Source organism: Pseudomonas sp. FW300-N1A1 (assembly GCF_058789115.1).
In genome coordinates this window covers 1-20,168 of sequence record NZ_JBYTBK010000062.1, presented here as the reverse complement: position 1 = coordinate 20,168, position 20,168 = coordinate 1, and the positions used below count along the sequence as shown (strand labels likewise).

General features: G+C 59.2%; 20 protein-coding genes and 5 pseudogenes. 14 read left to right on the top strand and 11 right to left on the bottom strand.

Annotation, left to right across the window (positions count from 1 at the left end; all coding sequences use genetic code 11):
* The first annotated feature begins 240 nt into the window (after positions 1-240).
* Positions 241-687 (top strand): GNAT family N-acetyltransferase, encoded by a 447-nt coding sequence (locus AC3WQN_RS24620; RefSeq protein ID WP_103402431.1) that lies wholly within the window; start codon positions 241-243, stop codon positions 685-687.
* 308 nt (positions 688-995) lie between these two features.
* Here AC3WQN_RS24620 and AC3WQN_RS24615 read toward each other — a convergent pair whose 3' ends face one another.
* The gene (locus tag AC3WQN_RS24615; RefSeq protein ID WP_103402160.1) at positions 996-2,027 is read right to left on the bottom strand and encodes an Ldh family oxidoreductase; all 1,032 of its coding nucleotides are present in this window, start codon (positions 2,025-2,027) and stop codon (positions 996-998) included.
* 145 nt (positions 2,028-2,172) lie between these two features.
* Here AC3WQN_RS24615 and AC3WQN_RS24610 point away from each other — a divergent pair, with 145 nt between their 5' ends.
* The 7 genes from AC3WQN_RS24610 (at position 2,173) to AC3WQN_RS24580 (ending at position 7,987) form a co-directional block, all read left to right on the top strand.
* Positions 2,173-3,048, top strand: a complete 876-nt coding sequence (locus AC3WQN_RS24610) for a MurR/RpiR family transcriptional regulator (protein WP_103402159.1) — start codon at positions 2,173-2,175, stop codon at positions 3,046-3,048.
* 13 nt (positions 3,049-3,061) lie between these two features.
* Positions 3,062-3,817 carry a transporter substrate-binding domain-containing protein gene (locus tag AC3WQN_RS24605; RefSeq protein WP_103402158.1) on the top strand — a complete coding sequence of 252 codons (756 nt, stop codon included), beginning with the start codon at positions 3,062-3,064 and terminating at the stop codon, positions 3,815-3,817.
* 111 nt (positions 3,818-3,928) lie between these two features.
* The gene (locus AC3WQN_RS24600; protein ID WP_095077257.1) at positions 3,929-4,648 is read left to right on the top strand and encodes an ABC transporter permease; all 720 of its coding nucleotides are present in this window, start codon (positions 3,929-3,931) and stop codon (positions 4,646-4,648) included.
* On the top strand, positions 4,645-5,355 hold the full coding sequence (locus AC3WQN_RS24595; RefSeq protein ID WP_103402157.1) for an ABC transporter permease: 711 nt from the start codon (positions 4,645-4,647) through the stop codon (positions 5,353-5,355). Before AC3WQN_RS24600 ends, AC3WQN_RS24595 begins: the two co-directional genes overlap by 4 nt.
* Before the next feature lie 51 nt (positions 5,356-5,406).
* Positions 5,407-6,648 (top strand): NAD(P)/FAD-dependent oxidoreductase, encoded by a 1,242-nt coding sequence (locus AC3WQN_RS24590; protein ID WP_103402156.1) that lies wholly within the window; start codon positions 5,407-5,409, stop codon positions 6,646-6,648.
* Positions 6,649-6,728: 80 nt separating this feature from the next.
* Entirely contained in the window at positions 6,729-7,454 is a 726-nt protein-coding gene (locus AC3WQN_RS24585; RefSeq protein ID WP_103402162.1) for an amino acid ABC transporter ATP-binding protein, read from the top strand.
* 212 nt (positions 7,455-7,666) lie between these two features.
* Complete coding sequence (locus AC3WQN_RS24580) at positions 7,667-7,987, top strand: isochorismate lyase (protein WP_103402155.1); 321 nt, start codon at positions 7,667-7,669, stop codon at positions 7,985-7,987.
* 121 nt (positions 7,988-8,108) lie between these two features.
* Here AC3WQN_RS24580 and AC3WQN_RS24575 read toward each other — a convergent pair whose 3' ends face one another.
* The 4 genes from AC3WQN_RS24575 to AC3WQN_RS24560 all read right to left on the bottom strand — a co-directional run bounded on the left by AC3WQN_RS24575 (position 8,109) and on the right by AC3WQN_RS24560 (position 10,622).
* Positions 8,109-8,453, bottom strand: coding sequence for a cupin domain-containing protein (locus tag AC3WQN_RS24575; protein WP_103402154.1), 345 nt, complete (start codon positions 8,451-8,453; stop codon positions 8,109-8,111).
* Positions 8,454-8,504: 51 nt separating this feature from the next.
* A complete protein-coding gene (locus AC3WQN_RS24570; RefSeq protein WP_103402153.1) occupies positions 8,505-9,638 on the bottom strand; it encodes a nickel/cobalt efflux protein RcnA in 1,134 nt (377 codons plus the stop codon).
* A gap of 8 nt (positions 9,639-9,646) precedes the next feature.
* Entirely contained in the window at positions 9,647-9,922 is a 276-nt protein-coding gene (locus AC3WQN_RS24565) for a metal/formaldehyde-sensitive transcriptional repressor (protein WP_103402152.1), read from the bottom strand.
* 247 nt (positions 9,923-10,169) lie between these two features.
* A complete protein-coding gene (locus AC3WQN_RS24560) occupies positions 10,170-10,622 on the bottom strand; it encodes a hypothetical protein (protein ID WP_103402151.1) in 453 nt (150 codons plus the stop codon).
* 319 nt (positions 10,623-10,941) lie between these two features.
* On the opposite strand from AC3WQN_RS24560, the gene AC3WQN_RS24555 reads away from it, so the two are divergent.
* Positions 10,942-11,637, top strand: a complete 696-nt coding sequence (locus tag AC3WQN_RS24555; protein WP_305887884.1) for a tRNA (adenine(22)-N(1))-methyltransferase — start codon at positions 10,942-10,944, stop codon at positions 11,635-11,637.
* 224 nt (positions 11,638-11,861) lie between these two features.
* Here the strand turns inward: AC3WQN_RS24555 and AC3WQN_RS24550 are convergent, their stop codons facing one another.
* The 4 genes and pseudogenes from AC3WQN_RS24550 to AC3WQN_RS24535 form a co-directional block, all read right to left on the bottom strand.
* The gene (locus AC3WQN_RS24550) at positions 11,862-12,023 is read right to left on the bottom strand and encodes a DUF2986 domain-containing protein (protein ID WP_103402149.1); all 162 of its coding nucleotides are present in this window, start codon (positions 12,021-12,023) and stop codon (positions 11,862-11,864) included.
* A 209-nt stretch (positions 12,024-12,232) separates the two neighbouring features.
* Positions 12,233-12,973 (bottom strand): Mut7-C RNAse domain-containing protein, encoded by a 741-nt coding sequence (locus AC3WQN_RS24545; protein ID WP_103402148.1) that lies wholly within the window; start codon positions 12,971-12,973, stop codon positions 12,233-12,235.
* A gap of 448 nt (positions 12,974-13,421) precedes the next feature.
* Positions 13,422-14,810 (bottom strand): DUF1254 domain-containing protein, encoded by a 1,389-nt coding sequence (locus AC3WQN_RS24540; protein ID WP_371918532.1) that lies wholly within the window; start codon positions 14,808-14,810, stop codon positions 13,422-13,424.
* A 436-nt stretch (positions 14,811-15,246) separates the two neighbouring features.
* Positions 15,247-15,354, bottom strand: a pseudogene (locus AC3WQN_RS24535) (cytochrome B); the annotation flags it as partial.
* Positions 15,355-15,516: 162 nt separating this feature from the next.
* Here AC3WQN_RS24535 and AC3WQN_RS24530 point away from each other — a divergent pair.
* Positions 15,517-16,089 (top strand): annotated as a pseudogene (locus AC3WQN_RS24530) (thermostable hemolysin); the annotation flags it as partial.
* Here AC3WQN_RS24530 and AC3WQN_RS24525 read toward each other — a convergent pair.
* Positions 16,086-16,406, bottom strand: a pseudogene (locus AC3WQN_RS24525) (transposase); the annotation flags it as partial. The pseudogenes AC3WQN_RS24530 and AC3WQN_RS24525 overlap by 4 nt on opposite strands.
* 17 nt (positions 16,407-16,423) lie before the next feature.
* A pseudogene (locus AC3WQN_RS24520) lies at positions 16,424-16,872 on the bottom strand (GNAT family N-acetyltransferase).
* A 319-nt stretch (positions 16,873-17,191) separates the two neighbouring features.
* Here AC3WQN_RS24520 and AC3WQN_RS24515 point away from each other — a divergent pair.
* The 4 genes and pseudogenes from AC3WQN_RS24515 to AC3WQN_RS24500 all read left to right on the top strand — a co-directional run bounded on the left by AC3WQN_RS24515 (position 17,192) and on the right by AC3WQN_RS24500 (position 20,074).
* The gene (locus AC3WQN_RS24515) at positions 17,192-18,247 is read left to right on the top strand and encodes an alpha/beta hydrolase family protein (protein ID WP_103402161.1); all 1,056 of its coding nucleotides are present in this window, start codon (positions 17,192-17,194) and stop codon (positions 18,245-18,247) included.
* Between the two features lie 218 nt (positions 18,248-18,465).
* Positions 18,466-18,891, top strand: a complete 426-nt coding sequence (locus AC3WQN_RS24510) for a DUF1810 domain-containing protein (protein WP_103402144.1) — start codon at positions 18,466-18,468, stop codon at positions 18,889-18,891.
* Positions 18,892-19,170: 279 nt separating this feature from the next.
* Entirely contained in the window at positions 19,171-19,368 is a 198-nt protein-coding gene (locus AC3WQN_RS24505) for a hypothetical protein (protein ID WP_103402143.1), read from the top strand.
* A gap of 213 nt (positions 19,369-19,581) precedes the next feature.
* A pseudogene (locus AC3WQN_RS24500) lies at positions 19,582-20,074 on the top strand (GrpB family protein).
* Positions 20,075-20,168: the final 94 nt, after the last annotated feature.

Genomic DNA, 20,168 nt, shown 5'->3' with positions numbered 1-20,168 from the left:
GGGCCAGCACTACAATGCGCATACACAAGGGTTTGGAGGCTCGCTAACGAACGTGGAAAACCCCGGCAGGGGTGGGTACTGTATAAAAGCATAGAAGCTCGCTCGCACCATCAAGCAGGCATCCATGGGCAATCGCGACAGGCAGCAAACGGCTAGAAGCGGTCACTCGCAGACCCTTTTGGGTTACTGTGTCAAATTGAACCATTGAAGCTTCACCCCCCTGTCACTTGAGGATCTCTAATGACAAACCAATCCGCTTTTGTCGAGGTGGTTCAAGAGACCGATCCTATACTGCTCAGATCTTTGAATGATCTTCTCCCACAGCTTTCCAAAAAAGCTCAAGCGATGACAATGGACGATTTGAAGCAGATCGTGGACTCGGAATGCTCTCATTTATTAGTCGTGAGAGCAGCAAGTGGAGGAAGCATTTTGGGAGCGCTAACCCTAATTCATTTTCGTATTCCGACAGGCGTCCGTGCTTGGATTGAAGACGTCGTAGTAGATGCCAGTGCTCGAGGTCAAGGGGTCGGCAAAGCACTCATACAAGCAGCAATTGGAAAAAGCCATGACCTCGGCGCGAAAACACTGGATTTAACATCCAACCCGGATCGTGAATCTGCCCATCGTTTATACGAGGGGGCAGGATTCTCGGTGCGCACAACAAAGGTCTACCGACTTAGCAAATGACTAATGGAATGGATAGTCCTTCAACGCATGGCGATCACTCATGTGTGCAGGGCCGTCTTGAATGGTTGCTTTGGGTCGACAGCAGCCAGTCATGACAGGCAGCAATTGACTGAAAGCACAGACAACCGTGAAAGCCATTTTTGGCCGCTGGGTGCAGGCATGGCCCCCCACTAGGGTGTCGACCACCGAGATCCACCCCATGCCGAGCAAGACTTGATCCCTTGAAACAAGCCCCCCACGAACTCAGGTCTCGAGACCCCGGCCTTGGCCCCAAGTCGAACAGTTGTGAGGGACCATAACCGACGCTCTCAGCCCGCCAGTTCGCGCAACCGCGCAAGCTCGGACGCCGGTAACGCAATGCCTTCGGCCAGGGACTTGGCCCGTTCCTGATAACGCCGGTCGCCGGGCATGCGCTGCAAGCCCACCGCACGCATCTGCCGCACCAGTTCTTCGCTGCGGTTGGCGAAGTTGGCGCCTGCGGCCTTGCTCGGGTCGATCACGATGATCAACTGACCGGTCCACGGCGTTTGTGCGCCGGGGTGCTTGGACCAGTCGAATTCGAACGAGAAGTTCCCGCCGGTCAAGGCAGCCGCCAATAGCTCGACCATCATCGACAGGGCCGAGCCCTTGTGCCCGCCGAAGGGTAGCAAGGCGCCTCCCGCGAGTATCGCTTGAGGGTCCCGGGTCGGCTGGCCCAGGCTATCGACCCCCATGCCGTCGGGCAATAACTGCCCCTTGCGCGCGGCAATCTGTACATCGCCATGGGCGATGGCGCTGGTCGCCAGGTCAAAGACGATGGGGTCTCCACCGGCGCGGGGTGCGGCAAAGGCAATCGGGTTGGTGCCAAACAGCGGCCGTTGCGCGCCATGGGGCACCACGCAGGTCATGCTGTTGACCACGCTCAAGGCCACCAGGTCTTCATCGGCAAAGGGTTCGACGTCCGGCCAGAGCGCGGCGAAATGGTGAGAGTTGCGAATCGCCAGGACCGCGATTCCGGCGCTGCGGGCCTTTTCAATCAGCAACCCTCGGGCCGCGGCCAAGGCCGGCTGGGCGAAGCCATTGCCGGCATCGACCCGCACAAAGCCCGAGGCCACATCCTCGACCAACGGCACAGCCCGACCCTCCACCCAGCCGCTGGCCAGCGACGACAGGTAACCGGGAATGCGGAACACCCCATGGCTATGGGAACCGTCACGCTGGGCACTGGCACAGTTGTGAGCCAGCACCCGGGCCACCTCGGCCGAGGTGCCATGACGCTCGAAGATCCGTTGCAACATCTGACTCAGATCGGCGAACGAAACAGGCTCCACTTCGGGAAGGCCGGCATTGAGTTGGGACATGCTGAAGCTCCAATCGAATTGTTGTTATGGCTGTGAAGCAGCGTGACAAACTATCCGGCCGTGACAGTTATCTGTCAAATATTGACTTTATGCCAGAAAACATCCACTTTCTTCCGCAAGCGCTGAATAACAACAGGAAACAGCCTTGAGCCAGCCGATCAAACAACGCCTTGAAAGCAGTCTGTCAACCGCCGCCGCCTCCGGTCGGGCGATTGCCAACTACATGCTGGCCAACCTCTATGAACTGCCGTTCCAGACCGCTGCCGATATCGCCGCGAAGTTGAACGTCAGTGAGTCCAGCGTCGGGCGCTTTTGTCGCTCCATCGGTTATAGCCACTTCAAAGACCTGAAAAACGACCTCAAGGCCGACCTGGGCGATGGCCCGTGGCTGGTTGGCGATCGTTTGCAGGAATTCCGCCAGCAGGCCAGTCAAGGCCCGCAAGGTTTACCCCGCAGTTTCGAACTGGAAGTCGCGGCGCTGGTCAAGGTCTACGAATACAGCCTCACCCCGGCCTGGCTCACCGTCAGCCAGCGCCTGGCCACTCGGCGCAAGGTGTTCGTCGCCGGGTTCCAGACCGAACGCGGCATCGCTGCCTCCATGGTGCATCTGCTGCAGTACCTGCGCGATGACGTGCACTGGGTCGACGGTGCCGCCGGGCATTACGCCGATGTGCTGCTCAGCGCCCCCGAGGACAGTGTGCTGGTGGTGTTCGAAGCCCGCCGCTATTCCCGTCACGCCCTCACGCTGTGCCGCAAGGCCCGCGAGGCGGGAATCCCCGTGACCCTGGTCACCGATACCTTTTGCGATTGGGCCGAGCAGAACGCCGACGAAGTGTTCCGCGTGCCCACCGAGTTCAACCTGTTCTGGGAGTCGACGGCAGCGATGCTGTCGCTGGTGCACCTGCTGGTCAACGACGTCTGCAAGCAGCTGGGCCCGGAAGTCGAAAAGCGTCTTGAAGCCATTGCGGCCTTACACAACGAGTTCGTTGGATACACATCGTCACCCAGCTCAAAACAATAAAACGAGGTGCTAGATGAAACACGTCATTCGCTTTGCCAGTGCATGTGCAATGGTCCTGGCCGGTGCAACCGGGGCGCAGGCTGAAGTACTGAAGATCGCCACCGAAGGGGCTTACCCGCCGTTCAACTACGTTGACTCGGACAACAAGCTGCACGGTTTCGATGTGGACATCGCCAACGCGCTGTGCGAACGCATGAACGTGCAGTGCAGCATCGTCGCCCAGGACTGGGAAGGGATTATCCCGGCGCTGATGGCCAAGAAATACGATGCCGTCGTGGCCTCGATGATCGCCACGGATGAACGCAAGCAGAAAATCGATTTCACCCATCACTACTACCGCACTCCCCTGTCCGTGGCCGTGCCCAAGGACTCGAACATCACTGACGCCCAGACCAACTTCAAGGGCCTGTCGGTCGGCGCCCAGGCATCCTCGACCCAAGCCATCTATGCCGAAGACCATTACGGCCCGGCGGGAGCCGACGTGAAGTTCTACCCGACCCTGGATGAAGCCAACAGCGACCTGGCTGCCGGCCGGGTCGACGGGGTGATTGCCGACAAGTTCCCGCTGCTGGCCTGGATCGACAGCGCCGGCAAGGACTGCTGCAAGATCATCGGTGACGTCAACGGCACCACCGCCGATGCGTCCATCGCGGTGCGCAAGGGTGACGACGCCCTGCGCGAGCGCTTCAACAAGGCGCTGGATGAAATCGTCGCCGACGGCACCTACAAGAAGATCTCCAGCCGCTACTTCGCCTTCGATATCTATTGACCCCCTGGCCCTCAGGCGAGCCTGAGGGTCGTTCCTTGCCGACATGTTGCACCGCTCCCTCCCCGGGTGCGGCGAGCACGTGCGAGCTTAATTGACCGAGAGGGTTCGAGCATGTTCGAAAACCTGTCACTGCTATCCTTCGCCAGCGGCGGCTGGGGTTCGGCCTTGCTGGCCGGCGCGCTGGTGACCATTGTCCTGGCCCTGAGCTGTCTGCCGATCGGCCTGCCGCTGGGCTTGGGCCTGGCGTTGGCCGCCCGCTCGCGACGACGCTGGCCGCGGGCCATGAGCACAGTCTTTTCCACCGTGTTCCGCGGGCTGCCCGAGTTGCTGACCCTGTTGATCATCTACTACGGCTGCCAGATCGGCGCACAGAAACTGTTGGCCGCGATGGGCTACGAGGCCGAAGTTGCGATCAATCCTTTCGTCGCCGCGATGATCGCCTTCAGCCTGGTGTTCGCCGCGTTCTCCAGCCAGATCTGGCTGGGCGCCTTCAAGACCGTGCCCAAGGGCCAGTTCGAAGCTGCGGCCGCCCTTGGCCTGTCGCGGCGCACCACCTTTACCAAGGTGGTACTGCCACAACTGGTGCGCATTGCCCTGCCAGGCCTGTCGAATAACTGGCTGTCGCTGCTCAAGGACACCTCGCTGGTGTCGACCATTTCCCTGGTCGACCTGATGCGCCAGACCAACCTGGCGGTCAGCGTCACCAAGGAGCCGATGCTGTTCTACACCGTGGCCTGCTTTGGCTACCTGTTTTTCTCGGCCATTTCCGGCCGGTTGTTCCAGTTCCTGGAGCAGTATTTCAGCCGCCATCAACGGAGCGTTCGCCCATGAGCTTCGATGAATTGCAGAACCTGTTCCTCAGCCCTGACTTGCTGGAGCGCTATGGCCCACGCTTCATCGATGGCCTGTTGGTGACAGCCAAGCTGGTGGCCATTTCCTTCACGCTCGGCGCCCTGCTCGGTCTGCTGATCGCCTTGGGGCGGTTGTCGAGCAACCGCTTTATCAACCGTTTTACCGGCGTCTATGTGTATTTCTTCCGCGGCTCGCCGCTGCTGGCCCAGCTGTTCATGCTCTATTACGGCCTGGGTTCGTTCAAAGGCTTCTGGCAGGACGTGGGCCTGTGGTGGTTCTTCCGTGACGCCTGGTTCTGCACGCTGCTGGCCTTCACCCTGAACACGGCGGCCTATCAGGCCGAGATTCTGCGCGGCAGCATCCTGGCCGTGGCCCAGGGCCAGCGCGAAGCCTCGAAAGCCCTCAGCCTGTCGCGCTGGACCACCTTTCGCAAAATCATCCTGCCGCAATCCCTGTTGGTGGCCATCGGTCCGCTGGGCAATGAACTGATCCTGATGATCAAGGCCAGCGCCATTGCCTCGCTGGTGACCATCTACGACTTGATGGGGGTGACCAAGCTGGCCTTCTCGCGCAGTTTCGACTTCCAGATCTACCTCTGGGCCGCCGTGCTCTACCTGCTGATCGTGGAAGTGGTGAGGCGCAGTCTGAAAGCGCTGGAGGGCCGCCTCGGCCGTCACCTGCAGTAAACCGGTTTTTTCTCGGGCTGCCGTGGGCGCCCCTGCATCAAGGATCTACCCATGCATTGCGAAACCATCGTTCTGGGCGCCGGGATTGTCGGCGTCAGTACCGCACTCCAGTTACAGGCCCGTGGCCGCAAGGTCGTACTCATCGACCGCCAACAGCCGGGCAATGGCACCAGCCACGGCAACGCCGGACTGATCGAGCGCGCCAGCGTGATTCCCTATGCGTTCCCGCGCCAGCTCTCGAGCCTGGTGCGCTACGCCCTCAACCAGCAGTCGGACGTGCGCTACAGCCTGAAACACCTGCCCAAGGCCGGGCCGTGGTTGCTGCAATACTGGCGACACTCCGGGGCCAAGGGGTTGGCCGCCGCGACCCGGGCCATGTTGCCGTTGGTGGAGCGCTGCGTCAGCGAACATGACCTGCTCTCGGCGCCGGCCGGCATGGACAAGTTGATCCAGGCCAAGGGTTGGGTCGAGGCCTACAGCTCACAACCGGCCTTCGCCAAGGCCCAACGCGATGCCGCCGCGCTCAAGGACTATGGCCTGAATTATGAAGTGCTCGACCGGGACCAGGTGCATGCCCGTCAACCGGGCTTGCACAGCAGCGTGATTGGCGGCATTCACTGGCTGGACCCCAAGACCGTCAGCGACCCCGGCGGCCTGACCCGTGGTTATGCCGAACTGTTCGTCAAGCGCGGTGGCGTGTTCGTGCTCGGCGATGCCCTCTCCCTGCGCCAGCGCGTCGGTAAATGGGAAGTGCAGAGCGAACAGGGCCTGGTGATTGCCGACGAAGCCGTCGTGGCCCTCGGCCCGCAAGCCCGGGGCATCTTCGAACCCTTGGGGTATGACATTCCGCTGGCAATCAAGCGCGGCTACCACATGCACTATGCCGCCCTGCCGGGTACCCGCTTGCAACAACCGCTGCTCGACCCCGTGGGCGGTTATGTCCTGGCACCGATGGTGGGGGGCACTCGCCTGACCACCGGTATCGAGTTCGCCGACAGCGAAGACCCGATCAACGAAATCCAGTTGCGTCGCTGCGAAGACCTGGCGCGCACCTTCTACCCGCTGGGCGAACGCCTGGACGCCGAGCCCTGGCTGGGTCGCCGCCCGTGCCTGCCGGACATGTGCCCGGTGATCGGCCCGGCACCGCGGCACAAGGGTCTGTGGTTCAACTTCGGGCATGCCCACCATGGCCTGACGCTCGGTCCGGTCTGCGGCCGTTTGCTGGCCGAGTTGATGACCGGCGCCATGCCCTTTACCGACCCTGCCCCGTACAGCGCCGAGCGCTTCCACTGATTGCCGGAGACCAGACCATGAACGCCCTCTCTGCCCTTGTAGATACGCCGCTCGCCGCTCGCCTCGACACCCGTAAAGTGGTGGTCGATATCACCGGCCTGAACAAGTTCTATGGTGCATTCCATGTATTGCACGACATCAACCTGAAAGTTCGCGAAGGCGAACGCATCGTGCTGTGCGGGCCTTCCGGCTCCGGAAAATCGACACTGATCCGCTGCATCAACCGGCTGGAAGTCGCCGAAAAAGGTCGCATCCTGGTCAACGACACCGACTTGTCCCAGACCACCCGCGAGGCCGCCAAGGTTCGTAGCGAAGTGGGCATGGTGTTCCAGCATTTCAATCTGTTCCCGCACATGAGCGTGCTCGACAACTGCACCCTGGCCCCGATCTCGGTACGCGGCCTGAGCCGCAAGAAGGCCGAGGAACTGGCCCGGCATCTCCTGCAAAAAGTCGGTATCGCCAGCCAGGCCGACAAGTACCCCAGCCAGCTCTCGGGCGGCCAGCAACAGCGCGTGGCCATCGCCCGGGCGTTATGCATGGAACCGAAAATCATGCTGTTCGACGAACCCACCTCGGCGCTCGACCCGGAGATGGTCAGCGAAGTGCTGGATGTGATGGTGAAGCTGGCAGGCAGCGGCATGACCATGCTCTGCGTCACCCACGAGATGGGCTTTGCCCGGCAAGTGGCCGAGCGCGTGCTGTTTCTCGACGGCGGCCAGATCATCGAGGACGCCCCGCCCCAGGACTTCTTCAGCGCCCCGAAAAGCGCGCGGGCCAAGGCGTTTCTTGCGCAAATCGTACACTGAGGCAGCGTAGGCGCACGGCTTGCAACCCTCTAACCGGGGCCAACCGTCGACCTTCATCCAGGTCATGTAAACGACTGGACAGCAGCCGGTATCCGCTCCCCGTGCTCCGGACACGGATGTTATGGTAGTCGGGCGGTATCACTCACGGAAGATGGCGCGCCGATACCTGTTGCGAAGGCTCACGATCTTTTTCAGCAAAGGAAGTCACCTGCATGGACGTCATCAATCAGTTGCAACCCGCACAGTGTGCGGGCATGGAGGACATCCGACGCGAAATCGATGCCCTTGATCAGGTCGTTATCCAGCTGTTGGGCAACCGTTTTCACTACGTGCTGGCGGCCTCGAAGTTCAAGACCTCGGCGACTTCGGTGCGTGCTCCGGAGCGTTTCAAGGCCATGCTGGCGACACGTCGCGAGTGGGCCGAGGCCGAGGGCCTGAGCCCGGATGCCATCGAGAAGATGTACCGCGATCTGGTGAACCACTTCATTGGCGAAGAAATGAAACACTGGGCGGCTCATCAATCCGAAACATGACGTGGGCGTCTGGACTGCATGCGTTGGGTCGATTGCGGCCAATCATGTGTGTCCGTTTTCGGCCTGACGCACAGGAGATGTGATCAATGACGCTGGAGTGCATTAGATGCCGGGCCTGAGCTCACTCTTGCCTGACAATATCGACCGAGATCTCCACCGCCGGAATCGTTCCTCGGTTCTCAAGCCAGTGCGTGGTGCTCCGATCCTCAGGCCAGCCCACTCCCGGCCCATAGTCCGTGGCGACTCCATTTCGATGGTCAGTGATCGTTCCTTGCAATATGTAGACGGTGCCGGGTCTGTCTATATGGTTGTGAATCGGCCCGAAGACACCTCCAGGCTCTAGGGTCACCCTACGCATTCTAAGTTGGCGCCCTGCCATGCCCTCGATCTCAGGGCCAAGGTCAACCGTTGCCAGTAACTGCACTGAAACGCCCTTGGTCTCAGGTGCCACCTGTTCGTTGCTCATCGTGCTCTCCTCTTCGTACAGATCGGGCCTGACTAGAAGTGCCCACTCCCCCTATGTATTCAAGCCAATCCAGCCGTGAATGCCAACGTAGAGACCGACGCCGATGATCAGTGCGCTGGACAGGTAAGGTGCGCGACGAGCGACGGTGCCCAACCACGGCCAGCGGTTGGACGCTTGCCGGGCGCCAATGGCTGCCGCCACACCGACCGATACCAAGGTGAGCGCCAAGCCAATACTGAAGCACAAGACGAGCACGCCCCCCAAGGCGACTTCCTTGACCTGAAGACAGAGCAGCAGGACCGTGATGGCCGCGGGGCAAGGAATCAGCCCTCCCGTCAATCCGAACACGATGATCTGGCCAGTGGTCACGTCACGGTGGGTGAAGCGCTTGCGGATATCATTGGCATGGGCACGTTCATGCGCATCCTGGTAACCGTCGATCGACAGCTCCAGCCCTTCCCGTTCGGAATGCGAGTGCCCGTGATCATGCTCCTGGTACTCCAGGTCGTAGTCATGGGAGTGCCCGGCATGTCCAAGACTCAAGCGAACGCTGAACTCGTGAGGTTCGGCAATGGCGGTCGTCGACTCCAGGAAACCTTCACGCTCGACAAATGAGAACGCTTGAGTGCTGCCATCTGCGCGAGTCGTCAGCAAGCGGACATCGGCAGCGCCCCAGGCATGCCCGCTCAATGCTGCAAGGCGCCAGCGGGGTGGCATGCCGGTTTCGAAGATCGAAAGCTCGATACGGCCATGGCCGGTATCGACACGATGGGTTTCATCAGGGTGACCGTGGTCATGCGCGTGGTGGTGATCGGCACCTTGCTCGAACTGGAACATCCGTTCGCCACGCCAGGTACGCCACAACATCCAGAGCGCAATCAGAATGATCAGTGCAGAGGACGCGAGCTGGAAGTAAGGCTCCGTGGTCTGGGCATCCAGGCCTTGTCCCAGGTACATGCCACCGATGGCGACCAACCACACCACCGCCGTATGCGAAAGCGTGGCCGCCAGGCCCAACAACACCGCTTGTTTGACCGAACCACGAATGGCCACGATGAACGCCGCCATCATGGTCTTTGAATGCCCGGGCTCAAGCCCGTGCAATGCCCCCAGCACTATCGCGCTGGGAAAATAGAGCCACGCATGGGCGCCGCCCTGCTGAAGCAGTTCTGCAAAATTTGGCATCACGGGGCCTATTTCGAATAACGACGGATGGCTTCGAGCAATTCATCGACGCCTTTGGCCCGCTCCTCGTCGCTCAGTTCAGGGTTGGCGACATGTGCGTGTGCGTGAGCCTCGATGATCTCATCCATCAGACCGTTCATTGCCCCGCGTGTTGCCGCTACGAGATGCAGTGTCTTGGCGCAATCGGCATCTGACTCCAGCGCTCGTTCGATTGCCTGGACCTGGCCAGCGATGCGCCGCACACGTTTCAACAAGTCATCTTTTTGCCCATGAACATGCGACATACCATACCCCCCCTACCTATAATGGAGAGCATGGTCACCCAGATTCAAGGCATTCGCAACCCTTGCGCGCCCGTACTTCACAAGAGTGCGTTGCCTCTGGCTTCATCGATACAGCCTGGGCTATAGACAGGGTCATGCCTGCCTTTGGTCGATTCCTGCCGGTCCGTTTGCCCTGTACAGGGCCCAGTTTGACCTGCATTGAGGGCTGGCCAGCACCAACCTGCGGGGCGGGTCGAAATGGCCCTGGCTATTTCATCGAGCTTCCTTGCTTGATATCCCCACAAAAAATATCGACGCTGCCACTGTCCGGTGCCGTTCGCACGAGGATGGAGTACTCACCGGAAAGCAGGACGGGCAGTTCGACAGGTGCGCTTCTAGAGAACGACCAGCCGCGTACGGGTTGGGGTTCGGTGTTGACCTGATCATTCATTGCGTAGGCGACTGGCCCGGGTTGCTGGCAACTGCCTTTATTGATGAACGTGTAGAGGCGCAACGGCAGCGAGACCCCGCTTGGAGCCCCACTGATGAAGAAACTGAGTCCCGTCTGCTTGTCCCAACTGGCCAACGTTACATTGCCGATCTGACCGGTGTTCTGCCGGGTGGCAACCAAAGGAACGGACACGCCAGGGTCCGATGAAGTGGCGCAGCCGAAGAGGCTTGCGGTGACCATGAGCGCTGCAAGTGAATGCCTGAGTGTCATTGCCAAACTCCTGGGTTGAAAAACTGCAATGGGAGATTAGCGGGTATAGCTCATCAATTGACTTTCTGGCGTTGCCGGCACCCGGTTTCTTCGTCTGGAAAGCGATTTCGGACCCTTTACAAGCGGTTGCTTCTGGCCCGGCGCACGTCTTGCGCCAGAGCCTATATGGCATCCCGGGATTGCGCCTCTACGCGAGCGGTAGGTACGGGTCGAGCCATGGCTCTTGTCGCATTAAGTTGAAATGCACGGCATTGCTCGACAGAATCTCGCCCCGATCCGGCCAAAGGCGCCGGACGCTCGTGGTGAAAAGGGGCTGCAGTTGAACGAACAGACATTGTCCATGCGCCTGGAGCGCGTGGCGGCGCATGTGCCAGCAGGTGCGCGCCTGGCCGATATCGGCTCGGATCACGGTTACCTGCCGGTGGCGTTGATGCGCCGTGGCGCCATCGTGGCGGCAGTGGCCGGCGAGGTGGCATTGACGCCGTTCCACTCGGCCGAACGCACCGTGCGCGAGAACGGCCAAGACCTGCGGATCACTGTGCGCCTGGCCAACGGCCTGGCGGCGATCAAGCCGGAAGACGGGATCACGGCGATCAGCATCTGCGGCATGGGCGGCGAGACGATCCGCGATATCCTCGACAGCGGCAAGACGCGCCTGAGCGGCCGGGAGCGCCTGGTCCTGCAGCCCAATGGCGGCGAGCAACCGCTGCGCCAATGGCTGATGGAAAATGGCTACCGCATCCTCTGCGAGGAAGTGCTGCGGGAAAACCGCTTCGACTACGAAATCATCGTCGCCGAGCGCGCCGGGCCGGTGATGTACACCGCCGAGGAGCTGTACTTCGGCCCGCTGCAGATGCAGGCACGCAGCCCGGCGTTCCTGGTCAAGTGGCAGCGCAAGCTGCGCCAGAAGCAGCAAACCCTGGCCCACTTCGCCCAAGCGCGGCAGGCCGTGCCCGAGGAGAAGGTGCAGGACATCGCCCGGCAAGCCCGGTGGATCACCGAGCTACTGGCTTGAGCCCGCTCCAGGTTTTCTACGAAAAGTCGCCGAGCGGCGATCAGGCAAGGCGAAAACAGGCGAGGAACGGACAGTCAGATGTAGCTGGGGAATCTGGCTCGACTCAGAGCCGCGAAGCGGCTTCGGCTTGAATGAAGGGTTAGGCCGCGTCCTCGCGGTACGTACCATCGGAATGAATAGCCCAATCGAATGTGTAAATTCCGCTGGTGCTCAAGCTACATAGATCAGCTCTCAGAGGAAATGATCGAGTCGTGACTGGATTCAGCAGCCAGCTTCAATCGGTCAGCTTTACAAATGTATTTAGACTTGCTTTGCGGTGCCAATTTGGCACTAGCTTTTTTGGCGTGAGCCTTTAATAACTGCTTTATCTTTTTACGACGATTCATTTTTTTCTACTCGGTTTGCATGTTCTTGAATGATACCAGCTTGAATATCGGGACAGATTCCTGTGGTGCGCACTGAGTGCATCACGCTGGAAACTGGCGGTGAATCGTCTCTGGTTTTCTGGAAGCCTCCGAATGACCGCACCTGGCCGTTATCTACCTGATGCAAAAGCCAGTTATCCTTGGCAACGCAGCCGGACCGATGCGCGCGGCTAACGGTTCAGCAAAGGTGCCAGCAGTGCACACATGCCGCGCCAATGCGAACCCTCCCAGTAAACCCGTTGGCAGGCGTCGCAGCGCAGGAAGCGCGAATAGAGCGCGCCAACGCGTGGCGGCACCAGCGGCCGGGCCAGTTCCGGGCTGATCTCGTGCAGCGGCAGGTTGCAATGAAGGCACAGGCTGAATGGCCGCGCGCTACGCGCCAGGTCGAGGCGCTCGTACAATTCGCGCAGCTGCAGCGACGGTTTCAGGGCATGTACGTAACAGCCGTGGCTGATGATCCGCCGCTTGAGCAGTTCGCGGTCGCGGGTTAGCACGATGCGTCCTTGCTGCGCAGCGATCCCGGCGATCTCGCCATCCTCGAAGCCATTGTCGTAGAGGGTGTCGAAGCCGCTCATGCGCAGCAGGCTGGCCAGCCCGCCAAGGTGCACATCAGCGACGAAGCGCAGCACCCGTAAAGGTTGCGCACGAACCTTTAGCAGCGGGCTGATGTCCAGCGCTTCGAACTTGGGATACACCGCCAGCCGGTCACTGTCGAAGATCACCCGCTCGAAGCCCACCGACTCACCGTTGAGCAGCACCAACTCGACCTCAGTGTGCGGCACCCCGAGCGCCTCGATCATGTGCTTGACCGTCGCTCCTCTCGCACACTCGCAGGTGAAGGATTGCCGCCGCCGTTCGGCCGGCAGGAAATCGTTGAGCTCCTCGTAGAAGCGGAAGGTTGCACTGGTCATGTTGAACAGTATGGCAGGGCTGCAGGATGAGCGAGTCTAGTCCGGACATCTTCTCCGGCAGGTCCAAAACTACGAAACAACCGCTGAAAGATTGAGCCAATCTGTTGCATCGACCGGTTGCATCCACAACCCGAAGTGGTCATTCGTAGAGTCTCTCTTGCAAGTTTTCTCGCATATTTTCGATTCGAGCTCTCGATACCGTTTGCAGCCGATTGCAACTGACTGCTATTGGTCGGCTGCTGCCGCTCAACATTTTACCTTGGGCGGCTATCCTGTTTCGCATACGCCCCCCCCGGTGTTCTCTTGCCGGCAGGGGCGGCACAACACACTAGTCGGCTCCTGGTACAAGCGTTGCTACCGGATCAGTTTTCGACCAGTGGCAACACCCTGACACGCCGGTTCAGCGGCGGCGCGCCAGCGCCGTCCGCTGCAACCGGTTGTTAGCTGGTCACGTGACCTTGACGATCTGCGGCGGACTCCACGTTCCGTTGCCGGGCGGCAGGATGGAAGGCGCTTGCGTCCTCGGCCAATAGAGACGCATCACCATGTAGATCAGATCATTCGGTGCGGGCAGCCAGTTGCTTTCCTTGTCCGCGCCGGGTGAATCCTTCTGGATGTACAGCGTGAGCGAGCCGTCCGGATTCTTCTTCATGTTGGGCAGCATCGGCGAGTTGATGAGGTAGCGATTGATCGGGTTCTTGATCAGCAGTTGCGACTTGCCGTCGTACATCGTCACCGACCAGAAGGCATTGACCGGCGGGAGTTGTCCGGCGGGAAAGGTGATGGTGTAGTTGTGCTTGCTGCCGTCGAGCGGCTCGCCATCGGACAGGGTATTGGCCAGCGGATACGTGGCCTCCTCGGCATCGTTGGCGTAGATGCCCGCTTGCGCGACGGCAGCACGCTTCAGCCAATTGCCATTGTAGAAGGCGCTGTCGCCGCCGGCACCGACAATGTTCCAGCCGTTGATCTTCGTGCCGAGATTCTTGATTCCACTCTCGACCTTTGCATGCCCAGCCTGCATGCCCTGAACCACTGCGGTCTTTTGCTCGACGGACAGATCCTGGAAGTTGAAGTCCTTGCCGGCGCCAATGCCGATACGGGCCAGCTTCGCGCGGATCGCCACTTCATCCGGTGTGGCCGGGGCAAACTGCAACACAAAGCCCAGATACTTGAAGAAGTCGGTCTTCACCAGGTCCTTGTTGATCTTCGGGAAGTCGATCGCCGGCGCGGCAGGCGGCGCAGGCTGCTTGAGATAGGCGGAAAGCGGCTGTGCCTTGTAGCCGGATTGGATCTCTACGACGTTCGGCATGTCCGCCGCGTTGAAGAGCTGGGTGCGAAAGACTGCAAAGGGGAGTTGCGTGCGGGAACGAAACACCTTCTTGATGCCCGGCGGGGTCGCGCCCTTCCAATCGGGGCCGACCACCATGAAATCGCCGGCTTCATTGCCGGTGGAGCGGCTGCCGATGTAACCGAAGTTGTAAGTGTTGCCATCGATGAGCTGCACTGTGTAGTACCGTGGTTTCTCCACTGCTGGCACCGACAGCACGATCGGCTCGCTGCGCAGGTCCATGAACAGCATGGAATACGGCGTGTCGCTGTTCGGCGAGATGATCGCCGTGTCCTTGTAGGTGGCGACATGGTGCAGGTTGTCGATGCGGTTGAACGGCGCCTTGAACTGGCTGGAGTTCTTATCCACGGCGTAGTCGTACATGATCGCGTAGTTCATCACGATGGGCAGACCGTAGATGTAGCCCTCCTCGGCGATGGCCTTCGTTTCCGCGGGAGTGGTGTCCGCTGCATGGGCGAGCGTGAATGCAAAGGGCGCGAGCAATACCATTGCGCAGCCAAGTGCTCTCGGTAGTGTGATGATCATGAACCTGAATCTCCATTCTTTGAATTAGATGAGTGAATCGGTCAGCTAACTACTCATCAGGCGATAGACAATGTCGCGTTGCTCATGACTTGATCTCTCATAACGCTCCTTGTCTTTCTGTAGGTTTTTGTTTTGCCTGAAGTTGTTCACTACGAACGCGACACTGCTCGAGGAGAAACACGACGAATGGCAAGATCAGGCTGCTCGGTCAGTATATGCAGCAAATAAAAAAACGCTGCGGACATGACAGAGACTTGCCCTCTCACTTCTGGATGGCAGCGAATGTTCGTGCCGGTCAGCGTGGCTAGCGCATGCGTTGACGAAGTACTGTTGCGCTTGAGTGACCACTAATGACCCGATGCGATGGGCACACGTAGCCAAAACCTCAAGGCAAGGGCAATCAACGCCTTGGTAGCATCCGGGTCAAGGTGTTGTCGCCCAAACAGTAATGATGGAACACTCCCGCCACCGCGTGCAGACCGATCAGCCAGTAACCGGCGCTCCCGAGCAGCCTGGACGCGGCTTTCACCGAGTCGACTGGCGCCACCCTGCCCCCCAAGTCTTAAGGCAATCTGAAGACCATTTGGGCCAATCTTTTTGTCACCTTCAGACTTCGTTAAGAAATGCCTTTGATACTTCTCCCCAATTGATCCGGGGGAGGTGTTTTCCAATGTCCGATTTCAACTGGAATGTCCAGTTACCGCTGTACTTCGGCCACGCCGAAAAACTGCAAATGAGTCTTGTCAGAGCATTGCCGGGCGACCCGCAACGGCCCGTCTTCGAAAGTTTTATCCAGCAACGATTCCGCAAGGCCCACGGTGCCGACATCCGCCATTTCATGCCGGAGCTGTTTGGCATGAGTGATGCCACCGGTGCGCTGTGTGCGGTGGTCGGTGTGCGCGTGGCAGGCGCCGAATCGCTGTTTCTGGAAGGCTATCTGGATGAGCCGATTGATCCGCTGATCGATGCCGCAGAAGACCAGGCAGTAGACCGATCAGCCATCGTAGAGGTGGGCAACCTGGCGGTCAGCGACACTGGAAGTGCACGGATGAGCATCATCGCGATGACTTACCTGCTAGCCATGGGGGGTCTGGAATGGGTCGCCTTCACCGGAAACCTGGGGCTGGTAAACAGCTTTCATCGCCTTGGTTTGAAGCCTGTGGCGCTGTGTGCTGCCGACCCAGCGCGCTTGGGCGAGGACCGCCATGCCTGGGGCAGTTACTACGAAAGCAAACCTTGGATGGTTTTGAAATCCGGCGTCAATCGGCCGGTCAGCCACATCAATTCAACTTTGCGCTGGGCTTCTCACTCTAAGCGTCGGCTTGACTGAATACGGTTGAGATATCCGTAGATGTAGATCTTGAGCAAGGCTGCAGGGTGGTAGGCAGGTCGACCAGTATCTGCCGGTATGGCACCGTCAAAACCCAGCTTGGCCAGGTCGAGCTCATCGACGAAAACGTCGACTACACGCACTGGAGTGGTATCGCTGACGTAATCGTCGAAGCTCTAGGGAAGCAAGGTGCTCTGGCCGCGATGTTCACCTTGGATGAAGCGCTTGATAAGTGATTTCGCCCAGGTTACGTGGCATCTGCTAATGACTTCTCATGAGTAGCAAAATCATCTTGTATCTGTTGGAGCCCGCAGCGAAGGTAAAATGCGGCTCCTTCTGGTGTATCCGTGGATAGGCGCACGACACGGAATCGCTGAGCCGCATATTCCAGAAGCTGCTGCACCAACGCTTTACCCACATTCTGGCCTCTCGATACGCGCGCGACGTATACCCTCCGTAGCCTCCCGATGTCCGGCCCAGCATATGGATCATATGAAAGACCACCGATAGCAATCATTGCCCGTTGCGGAAGACTCCATAAAGGCATTCACCTGGCTGATCGAATCGATTAGACCCGTTTTTCCAATCTGCAACCAAGCGCGTGAGAAGCCTAAAACCTTCTGTAACTGCCTCAGCTTCTAGTACTAGGATTTCTGGAGGCAGCGCTGAGATCTGACGTATCTCCAGCTCGCCCATTGACGTAACCACTAGATATCCTCGTGTTTGCTTTGGCACCCGCACCCTACCTCACTCATCTGCGCGGACAACACTATGTCCGGCCTTCAAGATTAGCTCTCAAAAACGTTTTTACACACCCTCGGCCAAAAGCTGACGTCAGCCTTCTCGCTAAGACCGCGAATAGCGTTAACGATGAAAATTACGCGCGGCGGTTCGAATCTGGGCTTTAATGTCCGAGCTTATATGCAACCACATTTATTTCGACTCCGTAGGAAGGTGGATGCGCCTTACGGCGGGGTCAGGTGCTATGCACTGTCTAATCAAGGAAGAAACGACATTGAAAATAGCTTTCGGCGCCCTGTTGTTGGCTTGGCTGACGACTACCGCATTTGCTGACGAGAACCCCGTCGGTTTCCAATCTTCCACACTGGCGGATTTGCACAATGACCGCGCACTGGAGATGGTCGTCTGGTACCCGAGTACAACTACCGCAGCCACGCAACTGATCGCCGATAATGCGGTGTTTGTCGGTGCTTCTGCCGTTCGTAACGCGCCGCCCGCTGCCGGCGAACATCCATTGGTGGTGCTATCCCACGGATACAGGGGTAACTGGAGCAACCAGATCTGGCTTGCCAGTGCTCTGGCCCATAAGGGTTACATCGTCGCCGCAATCAATCACCCTGGCACCACGACCCATGACCGCAGCCCTCAAGCAGCTGCGCAGTTATGGCAGCGGCCCGTTGATCTGCGCCGAGCCATTGATAGTGTCACGACTCAACCTGAAAAATTTGGCCTGGTCGCCAATGGCCGAATTGCAGTAGTGGGCCATTCGCTCGGCGGCTTGACCGCCCTGGAGATCGCCGGTGCTCGTTTCGATCCAGACCTCTTCGCCCATGACTGCAAAGCCCACCCGCAGTTATCCGGTTGCACCGTTTACGGACAGATAAACCCCGCAAGCACCTCAGAATCAAAGGCCGCGCTGGCCGCCGATTGGCGCGATAAACGCGTCACTGCTGTGGTTACATTGGACCTGGGCCTTTCACGGGGCCTAACCAATGAAAGCCTGGCCGCGCTGCCGGTACCAGCGCTGGTGATCGCTGCCGGCGTACCGTCGCGCGACCTTCCCGCTGAGTTGGAGTCTGCCAACCTGGCCAAACGCCTGCCTGCGGCGTCAAGCCATTACGTCGAGATCAGCGACGCAAGCCATTTCAGCTTCATGTCGATGTGCAAACCTGGTGCGCAGGTAATGCTCGAAGTAGACGTACCAGGCGATGGCATCATTTGCCGGGATGGCGATAACGGTCGCGCTCGTGGGTTGATTCAGCAGCAAATTACATCACTGATAGCAGAATTTCTGGCGCAATCACCTGGCGACAAAAAAGACAGTTTGTAAACTGATAGTACTGACTTGCCGCGGCTCAACGAAAACGCCGTAGGCGCCATATTAGCGCCCACGCAATCTCTCGGATCGTTGGCCTGGGATGAGAGCTGGGCCGAAAGCGGCCATTCGTGGACGGCTGCTTTCGGCCGAGGCGGTGTAAAAACGTTTTAGATTGCGTGCGGGTTCAAACGGTCCGGGCCGCAATGCCTGCCAACTCAGGGAGTACAAGCATGCACGACCCCTTCAATCTTCTTCGTTTCGTCGACGCCCAGCACCCGGTGTTTACCCATGCCCTGGAAGAGTTGCGTGCCGGGCACAAGACCCGTCACTGGATCTGGTTCATCTTCCCGCAACTGCAGGGCCTCGGGCAGAGCGAGACATCCAGACGCTTTGCCATCTCGGGTGCTGACGAAGCCCGGGCCTATCTGCAGCATGATGTGCTGGGGCCACGGCTGGAGGAATGCGTCAGCACCCTCCTGCAACACAGGGACAAGAGTGCACGGCAGATCCTTGGTCACCCTGACGACCTGAAGTTGCGCTCCTGCCTCACGCTGTTCGCCAGCGTCCAGCCCGAACACTCCCTGTTCCAGCAGGCCCTTGAACAGTTCTTCGCCGGCGAGCCAGACCCCAGGACCCTGTTCCTTCTTGGGGAATGATGTCGACGTGAGCTACGTTGCCAGCAGCACGTCGAACCCCTACGAGGCCGTGATCGACTGGCTTGGGTCAATGCAACTGACCCATCGCTGCAGCCAGTCGCGGCCAGGAGCGGACGGTCAGCCCAAACGGTTACCGACCAACAGCAATGGGATGGACTCCTTCTCTCGGTCAACCCTGGCCGATACCGGCAATGATTGATCGTTCAGGTGTATCTACGAAACCAGCGGCGTTTCACAACTTCATCTAGAGTCAGTCAAGAACCTGCCAAAGGAGATGCCATGGAGACACTGATTGAGGTTGTTTTCCGCGTCATTTGCTATCGCGTCGGGTACTGGGTGCTCAAGGCAATGACGCTTGGCCGCTTCACCGGCAAAAGCAGCTATTGGCCTGAAGTGACCTGCACCCTAGGCGCTTTGGTGTTGCTGTCCCCAATCATCACGATCATTGCCTTGAAGCTGGTAGAGAGCGCCCGATAAACGCCTTCCTCGTGAATGTCCGATCTCGACCATAAGCATCCAGCGGGTGCATCAGCGGTCAAGCTCCAGGTCTCCCACCTCTAGTAGCTGCTCCGCGCAGGGAGCACTAACATTCCGGCTTCGCATGGAGGCTGCCTGGCAGCGTCTTGAGCGAGCATACACAGTCCTGGAATCACCCTATTGCCAAGCCTGCGGATACAAGGAAGAAACACCATGGCGCTTACTAGCAGAATTTCCCCTATGACAGTCAATGGCCCTCGCTCTTTCTTGGCGCCAAAGAGCAGATCGCGAAGGCGTTTGGCACTGAGCCAGTTACCATCCACCCTGTCGGCAGCACCGCCGTTCCCGGGCTCTCAGCCAAGCCGGAGATCGACCTCCTGGTCGAAGTTTCGGAGCATCGACACGAGTCCTCCCGAGACGATGCCATGCGTGAACTAGGGTACGCACGAGGAAGCAATCTGTCGGCAGGCACCATTTTTATCGTCGGGATGTGGATGGCGTTCGAACCCATAAAGTCCACGTCTGTATCGCCGGCCACGGTCAAATCGAAAGAGTGCTCCGTTTTCGTGACCTGCTCAGGAGCGACCCTGTGATTCGCCAACGGTATCAAGACTTGAAACTTGAACTGGAAGCAACCAACACCGGTGGCATAGGTGAATACCTGGCACAAAAGGCCCCCTTCATCGACGCAATGCTGTTCAGTTAAGAAAGGCTTGAAGCGGATGAGAGACCCGTGGCGAGCGAGCTTGCTCGCGCTGGTGCGCGAAGCGCGCCCAACAAAGCGACTGCGGTCTTTCAGA

What these genes read in the sequence shown, in the direction of transcription:
- AC3WQN_RS24590 (WP_103402156.1), top strand. Translation starts at nt 5,407, where the DNA reads ATGCATTGCGAAACCATCGTTCTGGGCGCCGGGATTGTCGGCGTCAGT.
- AC3WQN_RS24580 (WP_103402155.1), top strand. Translation starts at nt 7,667, where the DNA reads ATGGACGTCATCAATCAGTTGCAACCCGCACAGTGTGCGGGCATGGAG.
- AC3WQN_RS24570 (WP_103402153.1), bottom strand. Translation starts at nt 9,638, where the DNA reads ATGCCAAATTTTGCAGAACTGCTTCAGCAGGGCGGCGCCCATGCGTGG.
- AC3WQN_RS24615 (WP_103402160.1), bottom strand. Translation starts at nt 2,027, where the DNA reads ATGTCCCAACTCAATGCCGGCCTTCCCGAAGTGGAGCCTGTTTCGTTC.
- AC3WQN_RS24565 (WP_103402152.1), bottom strand. Translation starts at nt 9,922, where the DNA reads ATGTCGCATGTTCATGGGCAAAAAGATGACTTGTTGAAACGTGTGCGG.
- AC3WQN_RS24595 (WP_103402157.1), top strand. Translation starts at nt 4,645, where the DNA reads ATGAGCTTCGATGAATTGCAGAACCTGTTCCTCAGCCCTGACTTGCTG.
- AC3WQN_RS24550 (WP_103402149.1), bottom strand. Translation starts at nt 12,023, where the DNA reads ATGAATCGTCGTAAAAAGATAAAGCAGTTATTAAAGGCTCACGCCAAA.
- AC3WQN_RS24540 (WP_371918532.1), bottom strand. Translation starts at nt 14,810, where the DNA reads ATGGTATTGCTCGCGCCCTTTGCATTCACGCTCGCCCATGCAGCGGAC.
- AC3WQN_RS24510 (WP_103402144.1), top strand. Translation starts at nt 18,466, where the DNA reads ATGCACGACCCCTTCAATCTTCTTCGTTTCGTCGACGCCCAGCACCCG.
- AC3WQN_RS24560 (WP_103402151.1), bottom strand. Translation starts at nt 10,622, where the DNA reads ATGACACTCAGGCATTCACTTGCAGCGCTCATGGTCACCGCAAGCCTC.
- AC3WQN_RS24545 (WP_103402148.1), bottom strand. Translation starts at nt 12,973, where the DNA reads ATGACCAGTGCAACCTTCCGCTTCTACGAGGAGCTCAACGATTTCCTG.
- AC3WQN_RS24600 (WP_095077257.1), top strand. Translation starts at nt 3,929, where the DNA reads ATGTTCGAAAACCTGTCACTGCTATCCTTCGCCAGCGGCGGCTGGGGT.
- AC3WQN_RS24605 (WP_103402158.1), top strand. Translation starts at nt 3,062, where the DNA reads ATGAAACACGTCATTCGCTTTGCCAGTGCATGTGCAATGGTCCTGGCC.
- AC3WQN_RS24575 (WP_103402154.1), bottom strand. Translation starts at nt 8,453, where the DNA reads ATGAGCAACGAACAGGTGGCACCTGAGACCAAGGGCGTTTCAGTGCAG.
- AC3WQN_RS24620 (WP_103402431.1), top strand. Translation starts at nt 241, where the DNA reads ATGACAAACCAATCCGCTTTTGTCGAGGTGGTTCAAGAGACCGATCCT.
- AC3WQN_RS24505 (WP_103402143.1), top strand. Translation starts at nt 19,171, where the DNA reads ATGGAGACACTGATTGAGGTTGTTTTCCGCGTCATTTGCTATCGCGTC.